Annotated in this window: 12 protein-coding genes and 1 tRNA gene; 9 read left to right on the top strand and 4 right to left on the bottom strand. The window is 45.0% G+C overall.

All coding sequences use genetic code 11. From position 1 onward, the window contains the following. Positions 1–16 precede the first annotated feature (16 nt). The 5 genes from ileS to DWY79_RS15455 all read left to right on the top strand — a co-directional run bounded on the left by ileS (position 17) and on the right by DWY79_RS15455 (position 5,745). Complete coding sequence (gene ileS / locus DWY79_RS15475) at positions 17–3,439, top strand: isoleucine--tRNA ligase (RefSeq protein WP_005865260.1); 3,423 nt, start codon at positions 17–19, stop codon at positions 3,437–3,439. A gap of 167 nt (positions 3,440–3,606) precedes the next feature. Further along, positions 3,607–3,987, top strand: coding sequence for a TraR/DksA C4-type zinc finger protein (locus tag DWY79_RS15470; protein WP_005855535.1), 381 nt, complete (start codon positions 3,607–3,609; stop codon positions 3,985–3,987). Next, positions 3,988–4,605 (top strand): lipoprotein signal peptidase, encoded by a 618-nt coding sequence (locus DWY79_RS15465; RefSeq protein WP_005865261.1) that lies wholly within the window; start codon positions 3,988–3,990, stop codon positions 4,603–4,605. Next, positions 4,606–5,391 (top strand): DUF4296 domain-containing protein, encoded by a 786-nt coding sequence (locus DWY79_RS15460; protein WP_122369652.1) that lies wholly within the window; start codon positions 4,606–4,608, stop codon positions 5,389–5,391. 24 nt (positions 5,392–5,415) lie between these two features. After that, positions 5,416–5,745 carry a hypothetical protein gene (locus DWY79_RS15455; protein WP_233563992.1) on the top strand — a complete coding sequence of 110 codons (330 nt, stop codon included), beginning with the start codon at positions 5,416–5,418 and terminating at the stop codon, positions 5,743–5,745. Here DWY79_RS15455 and DWY79_RS15450 read toward each other — a convergent pair. Then, positions 5,668–6,435 carry an RNA methyltransferase gene (locus DWY79_RS15450; RefSeq protein WP_122369648.1) on the bottom strand — a complete coding sequence of 256 codons (768 nt, stop codon included), beginning with the start codon at positions 6,433–6,435 and terminating at the stop codon, positions 5,668–5,670. The genes DWY79_RS15455 and DWY79_RS15450 overlap by 78 nt on opposite strands. A 76-nt stretch (positions 6,436–6,511) precedes the next feature. Here DWY79_RS15450 and DWY79_RS15445 point away from each other — a divergent pair, with 76 nt between their 5' ends. The 3 genes from DWY79_RS15445 to trxA all read left to right on the top strand — a co-directional run bounded on the left by DWY79_RS15445 (position 6,512) and on the right by trxA (position 9,567). Beyond that, the gene (locus DWY79_RS15445) at positions 6,512–8,872 is read left to right on the top strand and encodes a BamA/TamA family outer membrane protein (RefSeq protein WP_005865267.1); all 2,361 of its coding nucleotides are present in this window, start codon (positions 6,512–6,514) and stop codon (positions 8,870–8,872) included. 78 nt (positions 8,873–8,950) lie between these two features. Further along, a tRNA-Arg gene (locus DWY79_RS15440) sits at positions 8,951–9,024 on the top strand. Positions 9,025–9,267: 243 nt separating this feature from the next. Then, positions 9,268–9,567 (top strand): thioredoxin, encoded by a 300-nt coding sequence (gene trxA, locus DWY79_RS15435; protein WP_008771664.1) that lies wholly within the window; start codon positions 9,268–9,270, stop codon positions 9,565–9,567. On the opposite strand, the gene DWY79_RS15430 is transcribed toward trxA, so the two are convergent. Then, entirely contained in the window at positions 9,564–11,147 is a 1,584-nt protein-coding gene (locus tag DWY79_RS15430) for a YfcC family protein (protein WP_122369646.1), read from the bottom strand. The two genes, trxA and DWY79_RS15430, sit on opposite strands and share 4 nt — an antisense overlap. Then, a complete protein-coding gene (locus DWY79_RS15425; RefSeq protein WP_122369644.1) occupies positions 11,144–12,415 on the bottom strand; it encodes a DNA recombination protein RmuC in 1,272 nt (423 codons plus the stop codon). The genes DWY79_RS15430 and DWY79_RS15425 overlap by 4 nt, the downstream gene beginning before the upstream one ends. Positions 12,416–12,579: 164 nt before the next feature. Here DWY79_RS15425 and tpx point away from each other — a divergent pair, with 164 nt between their 5' ends. Beyond that, entirely contained in the window at positions 12,580–13,080 is a 501-nt protein-coding gene (gene tpx / locus DWY79_RS15420; protein WP_005865275.1) for a thiol peroxidase, read from the top strand. Between the two features lie 97 nt (positions 13,081–13,177). On the opposite strand, the gene DWY79_RS15415 is transcribed toward tpx, so the two are convergent. Continuing rightward, entirely contained in the window at positions 13,178–13,858 is a 681-nt protein-coding gene (locus DWY79_RS15415) for an ABC transporter ATP-binding protein (RefSeq protein WP_005865277.1), read from the bottom strand. Positions 13,859–13,885 lie beyond the last annotated feature (27 nt).

Here is a 13,885-nt window from a genome sequence, read left to right as displayed (position 1 = left end):
ATAAATACATCGCGATATGAGTAAGAAATTTACCGAATATTCTAAGTTTGACTTGTCGAACGTAAATAAAGAGGTGCTGAAGAAATGGAAGGATGGAGACATCTTCCATAAGAGTCTTGAAACAAGAGAGGGACATCCTACATTCGTATTCTACGAAGGCCCTCCATCCGCAAACGGTATGCCGGGTATTCACCATGTTATCGCCCGTTCGATTAAGGATATTTTCTGCCGCTATAAAACCATGAAGGGATTCTTGGTGAATCGTAAGGCAGGTTGGGATACACACGGTCTGCCTGTCGAGTTAGGCGTAGAGAAGGCTTTGGGCATCACAAAGGAAGATATCGGTAAGAAGATTTCTGTCGCTGAGTATAACGCCGCTTGCCGTAAGGACGTGATGAAGTTCACGAAAGAGTGGGAGGATTTGACGCAGAAGATGGGTTATTGGGTGGATATGGAGAATCCGTATATCACATACGATAACCGCTATATCGAGACCTTGTGGTATCTATTGAAAGAACTTTATAAGAAAGGTCTTTTATATAAAGGCTATACGATCCAACCGTATTCTCCCGCCGCAGGTACGGGCTTGAGCACGCACGAGTTGAACCAACCGGGTTGTTACCGTGACGTGAAGGATACGACTTGTACGGCACAGTTCCATATATTGGACCCGAAACCAGAGATGGCACAATTCGGCGATCCTTATTTCTTGGCATGGACAACGACTCCTTGGACGTTGCCTTCCAATACGGCGCTTTGCGTAGGCCCGAATATTACTTATCTGGCTGTACAGACTTATAACCCTTACACGGGTATCCCGATGACTGCTGTTATAGCGAAAGATTTATTGTCTGCTTATTTCAATCCGAAAGCCGCTGAGCTTTCTTTGTCTGATTACAAACCGGGTGACAAGCTGGTTCCTTTCAGCGTAGTAGGTGAGTGGAAGGGTTCCGAGTTGGCCGGTATGAAATATGAGCAATTGATCCCATGGGTAAATCCGGGTGAAGGTGCATTTCGTGTGATCACGGGTGATTTCGTTACGACAGAGGATGGTACGGGTATCGTACATATTGCGCCGACGTTTGGTGCGGACGATAACCGTGTGGCGAAAACATTCGGGGTCCCTCCTTTGATGATGCAGGATAAGGATGGAAATATGCGCCCTATGGTGGATATGACCGGTAAGTTCTATAAGCTAGAAGACTTGGCTCCGGAGTTTGTACAAAATTGTATGAACGCTTCTGATTATGATCCATGGCAAGGAAAATTCGTGAAGAACGCTTACGATGATACGAAGACGGATAAAGATGAGACATTGGATATTGAGATCTGCATGATGCTGAAGGCCCAGAACCGGGTGTTCAAGATCGAGAAGCATGTCCACAATTACCCGCATTGCTGGCGTACTGATAAGCCGGTATTGTATTATCCGTTGGATAGCTGGTTTATCCGCACGACCGCTTGCCGTGAGCGCATGATCGAGTTGAACAATACGATCAACTGGAAACCGCAGAGCACGGGTACGGGACGTTTCGGCAAATGGCTGGAGAACTTGCAAGACTGGAACTTGAGCCGCAGTCGTTATTGGGGTACTCCGTTACCGATCTGGCGTACGGAAGATGGTAGCGAGGAGAAGTGTATCGGTTCCGTGGTAGAGCTGTTCGGCGAGATCGAGAAATCGGTGAAGGCCGGCTTTATGGAGTCTAACCCTTATAAGGACTTCGCTCCGGGAGATTATACGAAGGAGAACTACGAGAAGATCGATTTGCACCGTCCGTATGTGGATGATATTATCTTGGTTTCCGCTTCCGGCAAGCCGATGAAGCGTGAGACAGACTTGATCGATGTATGGTTCGATTCCGGCGCTATGCCTTATGCCCAGATCCACTATCCGTTCGAGAACTTGAAGGAGTTCGATAATCGTCAGATCTATCCGGCTGACTTTATCGCTGAGGGTGTTGACCAGACACGCGGTTGGTTCTTTACCCTGCATGCTCTGGGCACCATGATCTTTGATAGCGTGGCTTACAAGGCTGTCGTGTCTAACGGTCTGGTATTGGATAAGAACGGAAACAAGATGTCTAAACGCTTGGGCAACGCTGTTGATCCATTCTCTACGATCGAGAAGTATGGTTCGGACCCGTTGCGTTGGTACATGATCACGAACGCTTCACCATGGGATAATATTAAGTTTGATATCGATGGTATCGAAGAAGTTCGCCGTAAGTTCTTTGGTACATTATATAATACGTATTCATTCTTTGCTTTGTACGCGAACGTGGATGGCTTCGACTACTCCGATCCGGATGTAGAATGGAGCAAGCGTCCGGAGATTGACCGTTGGATCCTTTCTCTGTTGAACAGCTTGGTGAAGGATGTGGATGGCTACTTGGAGGCTTACGAGCCGACTCGTGCCGGACGTGCTATCTCTGATTTCGTAAATGATAACTTGAGTAACTGGTATGTGCGTTTGAACCGCCGCCGTTTCTGGGGTGGTGGTATGACGGAGGATAAGTTGTCCGCTTACCAGACTTTATATACTTGCTTGGAGACAGTGGCTAAGTTGATGGCTCCGATCGCTCCGTTCTATGCCGATCAGTTATTCTTAGACTTGGTCGCTGTTACGGGACGTGAGAACGTTGAGTCCGTACACTTGTCCGATTTCCCGGTTTACGACGAGTCTAAGATCGACAAGAATTTGGAAGAGCGTATGCAAATGGCTCAAGATGTTTCTTCTATGGTATTGGCTCTTCGCCGCAAGGTGAATATCAAGGTTCGCCAGCCGTTGCATACGGTAATGATTCCGGTTGTAGACGCTCATCAACAAGAGAGTATCGAGGCCGTGAAGAACCTGATCTTGAACGAGGTGAACGTGAAGGAGCTGAAGTTCGTGGATAATACGGCAGGTATCTTGGTGAAGAAGATCAAACCGGACTTTAAGAAGTTGGGCCCGCGCTACGGAAAGATCATGAAGGCGCTGGCCGCCACGATTCAATCGATGAGCCAAGAAGATATCAACGCTTTCGAGAAAGCCGGAACGTTTACCTTGATGGTAGATGGACAGGAGGCCGTTTTGGAGCGTACGGATGTAGAGATCATCTCTGAGGATATCCCGGGTTGGTTGGTCGCTAATGAAGGTCGCTTGACAGTCGCTTTGGATATTACCGTAACCGAGGATTTGCGTAAGGAGGGGCTGGCCCGTGAGTTGGTGAATCGTATCCAGAACTTGCGTAAGAGCAGCGGTTTCGATATAACGGATAAGATCCATGTATCCATTCTTTCTTGCGAGGAGATGGATGAGGCGATCCATGATTATAAGGATTATATCGCTAACCAAGTATTGGCGGAATCTATCGAAATCATGGATAATGCGATCAGCGACGCTACGGAACTCGATTTCGAGGACTTTAAATTGTCCGTAAAGATCGAGAAAGCTTAAAAATAGAATAGCATTTCTTGCGGAAGAATTAGGAATGAAATATAGGAAAATCGATAATTATATTATCTTTGCATGCAAAGAAGAAATAATATGATTTTATATTCATTCTTAATTCTTCTTTTTGATTGATATTTGAACGATTGTTGAACCTAAATTTTTTTAGAACCATGGCAGAGAAGACAAGATATTCAGACGCTGAGCTCGAGGAGTTCCGCGCTATTATATTAGAGAAACTGGAAATCGCGAAGAGGGATTACGAGCTTTTGCGATCAGGGGTTACGAATTCCGACGGTAACGACGTGGCTGATACGTCTCCTACATTCAAGGTGCTGGAGGAAGGCGCTTCTACGTTATCGAAGGAAGAGGCGGGCCGTTTGGCGCAACGCCAGATGAAATTCATCCAGAATTTGCAGGCCGCTTTGATCCGTATCGAGAATAAGACCTACGGTATTTGCCGGGAGACTGGTAAATTGATCCCGAAAGAAAGGCTACGTGCCGTGCCTCATGCGACTTTAAGTATCGAAGCAAAACAAGGAGGTGCAAAGTAAATGAGATATTCTAAAGGTTGGGGAGCAGTGTTAATCATAATACTGCTCCTTCTTCTTGACCAAGCGCTGAAAATATGGATTAAGACCCACATGCAGTTGCATGAGAGTATAGAGATAACTCCGTGGTTTTATCTCTATTTTACCGAGAATCCGGGTATGGCATTCGGTATAGAGGTGATTGGGAAATTATTCCTTTCCGTATTCCGTATCGTGGCTGTATTGTTTATCGGATATTATTTGTATAAACTGGTTAAAGAAAATTATAAATTCGGTTTTATTGCCTGTATATCTTTGGTTTTCGCGGGGGCGGTGGGAAATATAATCGACTCGATATTCTATGGCGTGATCTTCGACCATAGTTTCGGGCAACTTGCTACTTTTATGCCGGAGGGAGGTGGTTATGCCTCTTGGCTGCATGGTAAGGTGGTGGATATGTTCTATTTCCCATTGATAGAGACCGTATTCCCTGATTGGGTTCCGATCTGGGGTGGACAGGAGTTCGTTTTCTTCCGTCCGATCTTTAATTTGGCGGACTCGGCGATTTGCGTGGGAGTTTTCCTTTTGTTAATATTTTATCGGCATACTTTGTCGGCTAGCCTTTCGAAAGAAGAGAAATAAATGCGGAGAAAATTACGGATATATGGTATGGCTTTATTAGCCACGACGTTGCTGGCAGCATGTAGTAAGGTTCCGGATGGTATTCTGTCGGAGAAAAAGATGCAGGGTGTCTTGACGGATATGTTGCTGGCTGAGGCCATGGTAAATGTGGATTATAATACTTATAAATCCGATACCATGAAGCTTGCCTTGTATGAGTCTGTATTCCGTAAGCATGATATTACACAAGCGGTGTATGATAGCTCGTTGGTGTGGTACGGCCGTAACTTGGATATTTATATGGAGGTCTACAACCGGGTCTTGGCCGATCTTAATAAACGGATCAATAACTTAGGGGATGTGCAGGCGGACGCTGCGCCGGTATCGAACCGGGATTCTGTGGATATTTGGCCTCGCCGTTCTTATCTGGTCTTGTCTCCTACCTCTGTATTTAATGGGGTGACTTTCGATATACGTCCGGAAACGAATTATTCCTCGGGCAGTAGTTTCGTGCTGGGCATGTGTGTCTGGGGATTGAATAACAAAATGGCTTATAAGCCGGAGGTACGTTTAAGCGCGGACCAAGGTGATACGACCTTGACGGTGAATAGTAAGATCACGAAAGATGGATATCACGAGACGATCTTGAAGACTATACCAACTAAGAAAGTAAAGCGTGTGTTTGGATATATCCGTATGGATAATATGGATACGACTTATTATAAGGTGTATATAGATAGCTTAAGCTTGATGAAATATAACTATGGTAAGGAGCTTGCCGAATTACCTAAGGATTCTATTAAGTAATCTCTCTATTTGTTTATTGTACTTATGAGAAGAATTGCCGCTCATTACGTTTGGTGTAAGCAGGTTTATCGTATGCATTATATCGAACTGGATGATAATGGTGCGTTTTATGGTGTTTACCCGTTGAATGAGGAGATAGCTGGAACCGCTTTTTATGATGGAGTGCTGGTGCCGGTTCTTTCCTCGGAACCGGCGATTGGTTTTAAGCAGGTGATGGGATCTTGGCCGGCGTTAACCGAAAAGATTACGCCGGGTTGTTCAGTCCATATATATCGTTTAAGCGGGATTCCCTTGGCGTCTGCGAAACTCGGCACAGACCACGGCTGTAGCGATAGCCACATTGAGAGACTCTGAGGTGTCTCTTCCTTCCGGATAGTTCGGGATATACAATTTTTCGTTTACAAAAGCCTCGATGGCGGGACGTATTCCATTTCCTTCATTACCCATTATCAAGATACCGTTTCCGGATAAGGTTTTCTCATATAAGTTTTCTCCGCCAAGGAAGGTGCCGTATAAAGGTATGGCTTGGGCAGATTGGGCCTGTAAGAACGTTTCCAGATCGGTGTAATGTATTTTTACGTGGGCGAGCGCACCCATAGTGGCTTGTACGGTTTTTGGACTGAAAACATCGGCGGTATCTTTGCTGCATACGATATGGGAAATACCGAACCAGTCCGCTAACCGGATGATCGTACCTAAGTTGCCCGGATCTTGGATTCCGTCTAATGCGAGAACAAGCTCCTTTTCCGGCGTTATTTCCGTTATATCCCAATTGGGGCGTTTAAAGATCGCGAATACATCTTGGGGATTTTTCAGGAAACTGGCTTTACGAATATCATCTTCTTCCGCTACCAATAACTCCTTGGCCGGAATATCGCCTTGTGTAGCCATCCAAGATGGCTTGGCTATTAATAACTCACATTCAAAGGCCGGTAACATATCGGCTACCAATTTATTTCCTTCGGCTACAAAAACATTATTTTCATTCCGGAATTTCTTTAATTCCAGAGAACGGATGTATTTGACTTTGGTCTTGCTTAGCATCTTAGTTCTTTTTACAAAACAAAAGTACGGTAAATTCTTTAAATTCCAGTACATTCGCGATCGTAAAAAGCTTGGAATGATGAATCGATCTCTACGTATATGCTATTTTATCTGTATCGTACTACTGCTAGCCTCTTGTAGTACGACCAAGTTTGTGCCGGATGGGGAATATTTGCTGGATAAGGTGGAGATCGTGTCGGATAACAAGGATTATAAGTCTGCGGATTTAAAATCTTATCTTAGGCAGCAACCAAACTTCAAGGTGTTTGGTCTGATGAAGTGGCAGTTGTTTGTCTATGATTGGTCTGGTAAGAATGAGAAGAAATGGATCAATAAACAGTTACGTAGGATTGGTGAGCCTCCCGTGGTGCTGGATACGATGTTGGTGGAACAGTCCGCCATGGAACTAGAGCGTTTTTACATTAATAAAGGGTATGTCCATGCGGATGTATCAACGACGATCGATACGACACGCCATAAGAAAGCGGTTGTAACTTACCATATAAAGGCGAACGATCCGTATAGGATACGCAATTACACGATGAAGTTCCCCGATCCGAAAATTGATAGTTTGGCACATCTGAAAGCGCCTCGCCGCTCTCCCTTAGCTTCTGCGTTCCGGTCCTCACAGGAAGAGTATAACCAATTAGTTAAGGAAGGAACTTTATTTGACCGGGATATATTGGACAAGGAGCGGGAGCGTATTACGACCTTACTTCGCTGGAACGGGTATTATGGTTTTAATCGGGATTATTTAGGATATATCGCTGATAGTTCTTTTAACCAAAATGTCGTGGATCTTGATATGTCCATGAAACCTTATCGGAAGGTGTTGCCCAATGGGTCGGTAGAGGATCAGCCGCATCGTCAGTATTATATTAAGGATGTAACGGTCTTAACCGATTATAATCCGATGGGGGTAGGAGAGGACGCTAGTTTCATGGCTACAGATACGATGCTCAGCGCAGGGGTGAATATCGTATATGGCCGGAACGGGAAGAGTATCCGTCCGAGCGTGCTCCGGAGGAGTACTTATATTCGTCCGGGGCAATTATTTAGTGAGAAGAATATAGAGCAGACCTATTCAGCGTTCGCTTCTCTAAGGGCTTTGAGGAATGTAAATATACGTTTTACGGAAGTAGAGGAGCGGGATACGATGAAGTTGGATTGTTACATTCTTACTTCTCCCGCGAAGATAAATACGGTGGGAGTGGATTTGGAAGGCACTAACTCGGCGGGTGATTATGGGTTTGCCTCCAGCTTGAATTATCAGCATAGGAATATCTTCCGAGGATCGGAGCTGTTTTCGGCGAGGGTGAGAGGGGCTTACGAGGCGTTATCCGGAAATAAGGCGAATGGCTTTGGTAATTACTGGGAGTTAGGTGCGGAAGGGTCCTTGCTGTTTCCTCGTTTCTTGTTCCCGTTCTTGAGTTCGGATTTTCGTAGGCGGCTACGTGCGTCAACTGAAGCGAAAATAAGTTACAACCTGCAAAAACGTCCGGAGTATACGAGGGCGATTCTATCTGGTGGTTGGAGTTATATTTGGCAAGATCGGGGCAATACACAGGCACGCCATACCTTTAAGCTTGTAGACTTGAATTATGTGTATTTGCCGGATAAGAATATGGACTTTATCAATAGCTTGCCGGATTATATGGTGTTGTATAACTATACGAACCATTTTATCATGAGTTCGGGATATACTTATTCCTTCAGCAATTATTCTCCCCAGAATCGTTTGAGAAACACGCATTCCCTACGTGCGTCGGTCGAGGTCGCAGGGAATTTGTTGAGTGCCTTTTCGCATCTTACGGGGGCGAAGAAAAATGATGACGGTTATTATGAGTTGTTTGGTACGGAATATGCGCAATATGTGAAATTGGATTTCGATTTTAGTAAAGGAATCGTGCTTGACAGTCGTAACAAGTTAGCTTTCCATATAGGAGTGGGAGTGGGGATGGCTTATGGTAACTCAAACTATTTACCTTTTGAGCGTGCTTATTTCTCGGGGGGAGCGAATAGTGTCCGGGGATGGTCTGTACGAGAGTTAGGTCCGGGTAGTATGGAAGTTGACAGCACGACTTCTTTCGCTCTTCAATCGGGGGATATCCGCTTGGATTTGAACTTGGAATATCGAACGAAACTTTTTTGGAAGTTTGAATTGGCGGCTTACATAGATGCCGGAAACATATGGACCCGGAATGTATCAGATGAACGCTATAAGGCTGGAAACTTTGATTTCTCTCGTTTTTATAAGGAGATCGCTGTTTCCTATGGTTTGGGACTTCGTTTGGACTTTGATTTCTTTCTACTACGTTTAGATACAGGCTTCAAGGCTTATAATCCTCAGGAGAAAAAGTCTAGGCGTTGGGCGATAACCCGTCCTAATTTCAAGGATAATTTCGCCTTGCATTTTGCCGTTGGTTATCCATTCTAAATTCAATATGTAAAAAAGTGTACTAAAAGTTTGCAAGGAAAAGAAAAATCCTTACCTTTGCACCACGAAAATAAGGATGGTCAGGTAGCTCAGCTGGATAGAGCAACAGCCTTCTAAGCTGTGGGTCCTGGGTTCGAATCCCAGCCCGATCACGAGGGAGATTCTAAAAGAGTCTCCCTTTTTTGTTATAATCAGATGCCAGTTTTTTTCTTTTGCTTGTTTTGATCGTTGTTTATTGATCTTTTATGGAAAACTTTGAGTGTTATCTATCGATTATTATATAGAAGATTTCGAGATAGAATTTCATAATTTTGTTTTTGATGGGATAAGGGCTATTAAGCAGGATTCCTGTATTTGAGATTAAACAGATTGTAAATATTTAAAAAGTAGATAAGATGGAAACATTTGACGATATCATTAAAGGGGATAAACCTGTATTGGTGGATTTTTTTGCGACATGGTGCGGCCCGTGTAAGGTGTTGAGTCCGACGGTCGAGGCATTGGGGAAGGAGTTGGCGGGACAAGTGCGTGTCCTTAAAATTGATGTAGATAAGAACGAGGCACTTGCCAGACAGTTGAGGATTCAATCTGTACCCACTTTGATCATCTTCAAGAAAGGTGAGATCGTATGGCGCTCTTCCGGCGTGATGGACTACGGAAGCCTTTTACAGAAGGTGCAAAGCTATATTGATTAAAAGCCGTTCATCGGGATCAATACCGTCGGGATCAATAAAAGGAATCCAAGGATCACTAGGACAAGGATGAACTTCCATGCCCATTTGAACCATTTATCATACGGGATACGGCTTACTCCTAGAACCGCTATCAGGACACCTGATGTGGGAGTTATCAGGTTCGTGAAGCCATCGCCAAACTGAAAGGCCATGACGGTGGCTTGCTTGGATAAACCGATCAACTCCGAGAATGGGGCCATGATAGGCATGGTAAGGGCCGCTTTGGCGCTTCCGGAAGGAATCACTAGATTGATAAGCGTTTGGATAACGTACATCATCCCGACCGTAGCTACTTGTCCCAGGCCTTCCATCCCTTTCGCTAGGTTAAAGAGAATCGTATCGATCACTTTGCCTTCTTGTAGGATTACGATGATACCTCCTGCCAAACCGACAACCAAGGCGGCGCTCATAATATCCTTGCAGCCCTGTAAGAATAGTTTCACAAGCTCATTCGGATTGCGTCCATTGGCAATTCCCGCCGCTATGCCCAAGGCGAAGAACAAGGTCGCTATTTCCATAATATACCAACCGTAGCCCATTACGCCTGTTATCAAGAAAAAGATCGTGAAGAATAAAAGGTTCAATATATATAAGTGCACGGTTTTCCGTAGGGTAAATATCGAGCTGATCACGAACGCTACGCTAAGAATCGGAATTAAGGGTAGTCCCTTGATTACGCTATTTCCTATTTTTAAGGATGTCTGGGGGTAATAGAACGAAAAGATAACGAGTACGATAGCCAATAGGACGAAACTGATCCATGCGGCTTTCGGGGTTCTGTATACGATTTCCAAGGAATTGGTACTATGCAAATCTCTCCAATATTGATCATCCTCATAGACTGGTGACAATTGAGGGTTCTTTTTTACCTTGGCGGCATAACGCAATATCCATGTGAAGCCTACCGCATTGATAATACACCAGCAAACGATGCGATACTCGATACCGGAGAAAAGAGGAATCCCCGCCAAGCCTTGTGCTATACCGATCGTGAAAGGGTTTAAAATCGCCCCGGCGAAACCTAATCCTGCTGCTATAAAAACCATGCATACGCCGGTTATGGAATCGTATCCCATAGATATCGCCATCGGGACCAAGACCAGACAAAAAGCGATGGTCTCCTCACTCATCCCGAATACGGCTCCGAATAGGCTGAAAATTAGCATGATAGCAGTTAATAAGAAATTGTCCACACCTATTTTACGAAGGATAGGGTTGTTTTCCATTTTGCGTGCTTTTCGCAGGAAACTGACTGTTCCGATATCAAAAGCCTTACTGTCGTTCACGATCCAGAATGCACCACCGATGATAAGGATAAAGACAATGATATCCGCCTTGTCTACAAATCCTTTATAAAAGGCGGAGAGTACTTCCCAAGTCTGAGGTACGCTTTCCACGGATTCATATACAACGGTTCGCTCTCCGTCCGGGCTGATACTTTCCGTATATTGCCCACCGGGAATAACCCATGTCAATATGGCGCAAAATAAGATGATGTAAAAGATAATTACGTATGTGTGGGGTATTTGTCTCTTTTTCATGATTCTGTTTTTTCGTCTTCTTCTGTTAATATTCCGATCTCGGGAAGGATAGCCCGGGCCTCACGGTCACTAAGCGTATCTACGTCTTTGAGTTTACGTTGGATGGCACGGGTACGGGTACCTAAAACCTCTTCTATTTGCCCGCTGGCGGTTTGCAAGTTCTTTTGGGCTTTCTCGAGCATACCGCCTACTTTCTCGAATTCTTTTTTCACGGCCCCTAAGATCGTCCATACCTCCCCTGAGTGCTTTTGGATCGCCAATGTACGGAAGCCCATTTGTAAACTGTTTAATATGGCCGCTAGGGTAGTGGGACCTGTTACGACTACCTTGTAGTTTCGTTGCAAGTCCTCCAATAAAGCGGAACGGCGTACGACCTCGGCGTAAATGCCCTCGAACGGCAGGAACATAATGCCGAAATCGGTCGTGGCGGGAGGCGCCAGATATTTGTCCGAAATATCTTTAGCCATCTTCTTGATCGTTGTCTCCAATAATTTTCCGGCCGCCTCGATCGCTTGGGAATCTGCGGCATCGTAAGCGTCTAGGAGCTGTTCGTATACATCTTTCGGGAATTTAGCGTCTATGGGAAGGTATACGAATTCTCGGGCATCATCCCGCCCGGGGAGCTTGACAGCGAATTCAACGACAGCATCCGAACCTTTCCGGGTATGTACATTCGCCTCGTATTGCTCTGGTGCCAATAACTGCTCCAATAACATACTGAGTTGGATCTCCCCGATATTTCCCCGGGTCTTAACATTACTAAGTACCCGTTTTAACCCGCCTACATCCTGCGCTAAGGTTTGCATCTCGCCCAGTCCTTTTTGTACACTTTCTAATTGTTCGGTGACTAAACGGAAAGATTGCCCGATACGGTCGTTCAATGTCTTTTGAAGTTTCTCGTCTACGGTGATTCGGATTTCTTCCAGTCTTTTTTCCGTGTTATCCACTAATCTCTGCTGGCGTTCGTCCAAGGCGGCGAATTTCTCTTTCTGCAACCTGTTAAAAGAATCGATACCACGTTCGAAAGCTTCCCTGAACTCGTTCATGGAATGAGCCAGTTCTTCTCGGTTATCTTTCGCTACCAAACGGCTTTCTTCCCGGTTCAGGCGGAAGTCTTCCCTAAAGTTTTTCTCGATACGGTCGAACGAGCGTTGTATCTCGTTTAGCAACTTTTCTAGGTCTTCTTTGTTATTATTTAGCTGTTTAGGACGCAAAAGGATTTGCATCACGATGATTATAAGAAGTCCGCCGATAATAATCCAATCCATCTGTTTTTGATTTTGACGTCAAAGATAGATAATCTGTATTTTGCAACAGCAGTTAAATAGAGTTAAATAAAAGAACATTGTTTATTTTCGTTTGTTTTATCGACAGAAAGCTGCTTATATTTGTGCAGCCAACTTAAGTAAGACTATTAAATTTACATACAAAGATGGCAAAAGTAACATTAAAAGGTAACGAAATTCATACGAACGGCGAGTTGCCGAAAGTTGGGACAGAGGCTCCGGACTTCAAGGGTGTAAAAAGTGATTTATCCGAATTGTCGTTAAGCGACTTGAAAGGAAAGAAAGTGGTGATAAATGTTTTCCCGAGCTTGGATACAAGTGTATGTGCGGCCTCGGTAAGACGCTTCAATAAAGAAGCCGCTTCGCATCCGGATACGGTAGTATTAGCTGTTTCTAAAGATTTACCTTTTGCGCATGGACGTTTCTGTACTACGGAAGGTATTGATAAAGTGATTACATTGTCAGTGTTCCGGTGTTCATGTTTTGAGGATAAGTACGGGATGCTTCTGGTAGACGGTCCGCTGAAAGGGTTATTAGCCCGTGGCGTGATAGTAGTCGATGGAGCTGGTAAGGTGGTTTATGAGGAACTTGTTCCCGAGATTACTACCGAGCCGAATTACGACGCGGCTTTGGCGGCGTTGAAATAAATATAGTAGATTATTGTTTTTCATTGGTTAAAGTTAAGGGTTAGTGTAGGAGGCCGTCGGATGTGAATCCCGCGGCCTTCGTTTTTGTGTGAAGAGGCTAAAGTTTTCCTTCCAGCTCGTCGACGATTTGCCCATCGAAGAGATTGATGATACGGTCGGCGTAGGTCGCGTCATGTTGCGAGTGTGTCACCATGACGATCGTAGTCCCTTCGGCATTCAGTTGACTGAGTAATTTCATAATTTCAAGACTGTTTTTAGAGTCGAGGTTTCCAGTCGGTTCGTCCGCCAATATCAGCATCGGTTTACCTACGACGGCGCGAGCGATGGCGACACGTTGCTGCTGGCCGCCGGAGAGTTGCTGCGGATAATGTTTGGCACGTTGGCTGAGGCGTACTTTGCGCAGGATGTCGAGTACTTGTTGTTTGCGCTCAGCCTTGGGGATGCCGAGGTATTTCAATTGGAGGTCTACGTTTTCCTCGACTGTAAGCTCGTCAATGAGATTGAAGCTTTGGAACACGAAACCAATGCGTCCCTTACGATAGCGTGTACGGTCTTTCTCCTTTAGGTGTCCCACCTCTTCGCCTTCTAATAGATAGCTGCCCTCGTCCGGGTTATCTAGCAGGCCGAGAATATGCAGCAGGGTTGATTTGCCGCATCCGCTGGGTCCCATGATGGCGATGAACTCGCCCTTTTTCACTTCCATGCTTATGCCATTGAGCGCGATGGTTTCTACTTCTTCCGTCCGGAAGTTTTTGCTGAGGTTCTTTATTTGAATCATGACTTGTCTTGTTTTTGTGAGAATGTA

The sequence above is a fragment of the Parabacteroides sp. AF27-14 genome (assembly GCF_003635425.1).
Classification (GTDB): domain Bacteria; phylum Bacteroidota; class Bacteroidia; order Bacteroidales; family Tannerellaceae; genus Parabacteroides; species Parabacteroides distasonis.
The sequence above is the reverse complement of the archived record's forward strand: the minus strand, read 5'-3'. Positions and strand labels throughout refer to the sequence as shown.

Coding starts and splice junctions, on each gene's coding strand:
- ileS (WP_005865260.1), top strand. CDS start 17: ATGAGTAAGAAATTTACCGAATATTCTAAGTTTGACTTGTCGAACGTA.
- DWY79_RS15470 (WP_005855535.1), top strand. CDS start 3,607: ATGGCAGAGAAGACAAGATATTCAGACGCTGAGCTCGAGGAGTTCCGC.
- DWY79_RS15465 (WP_005865261.1), top strand. CDS start 3,988: ATGAGATATTCTAAAGGTTGGGGAGCAGTGTTAATCATAATACTGCTC.
- DWY79_RS15460 (WP_122369652.1), top strand. CDS start 4,606: ATGCGGAGAAAATTACGGATATATGGTATGGCTTTATTAGCCACGACG.
- DWY79_RS15455 (WP_233563992.1), top strand. CDS start 5,416: ATGAGAAGAATTGCCGCTCATTACGTTTGGTGTAAGCAGGTTTATCGT.
- DWY79_RS15450 (WP_122369648.1), bottom strand. CDS start 6,435: ATGCTAAGCAAGACCAAAGTCAAATACATCCGTTCTCTGGAATTAAAG.
- DWY79_RS15445 (WP_005865267.1), top strand. CDS start 6,512: ATGATGAATCGATCTCTACGTATATGCTATTTTATCTGTATCGTACTA.
- trxA (WP_008771664.1), top strand. CDS start 9,268: ATGGAAACATTTGACGATATCATTAAAGGGGATAAACCTGTATTGGTG.
- DWY79_RS15430 (WP_122369646.1), bottom strand. CDS start 11,147: ATGAAAAAGAGACAAATACCCCACACATACGTAATTATCTTTTACATC.
- DWY79_RS15425 (WP_122369644.1), bottom strand. CDS start 12,415: ATGGATTGGATTATTATCGGCGGACTTCTTATAATCATCGTGATGCAA.
- tpx (WP_005865275.1), top strand. CDS start 12,580: ATGGCAAAAGTAACATTAAAAGGTAACGAAATTCATACGAACGGCGAG.
- DWY79_RS15415 (WP_005865277.1), bottom strand. CDS start 13,858: ATGATTCAAATAAAGAACCTCAGCAAAAACTTCCGGACGGAAGAAGTA.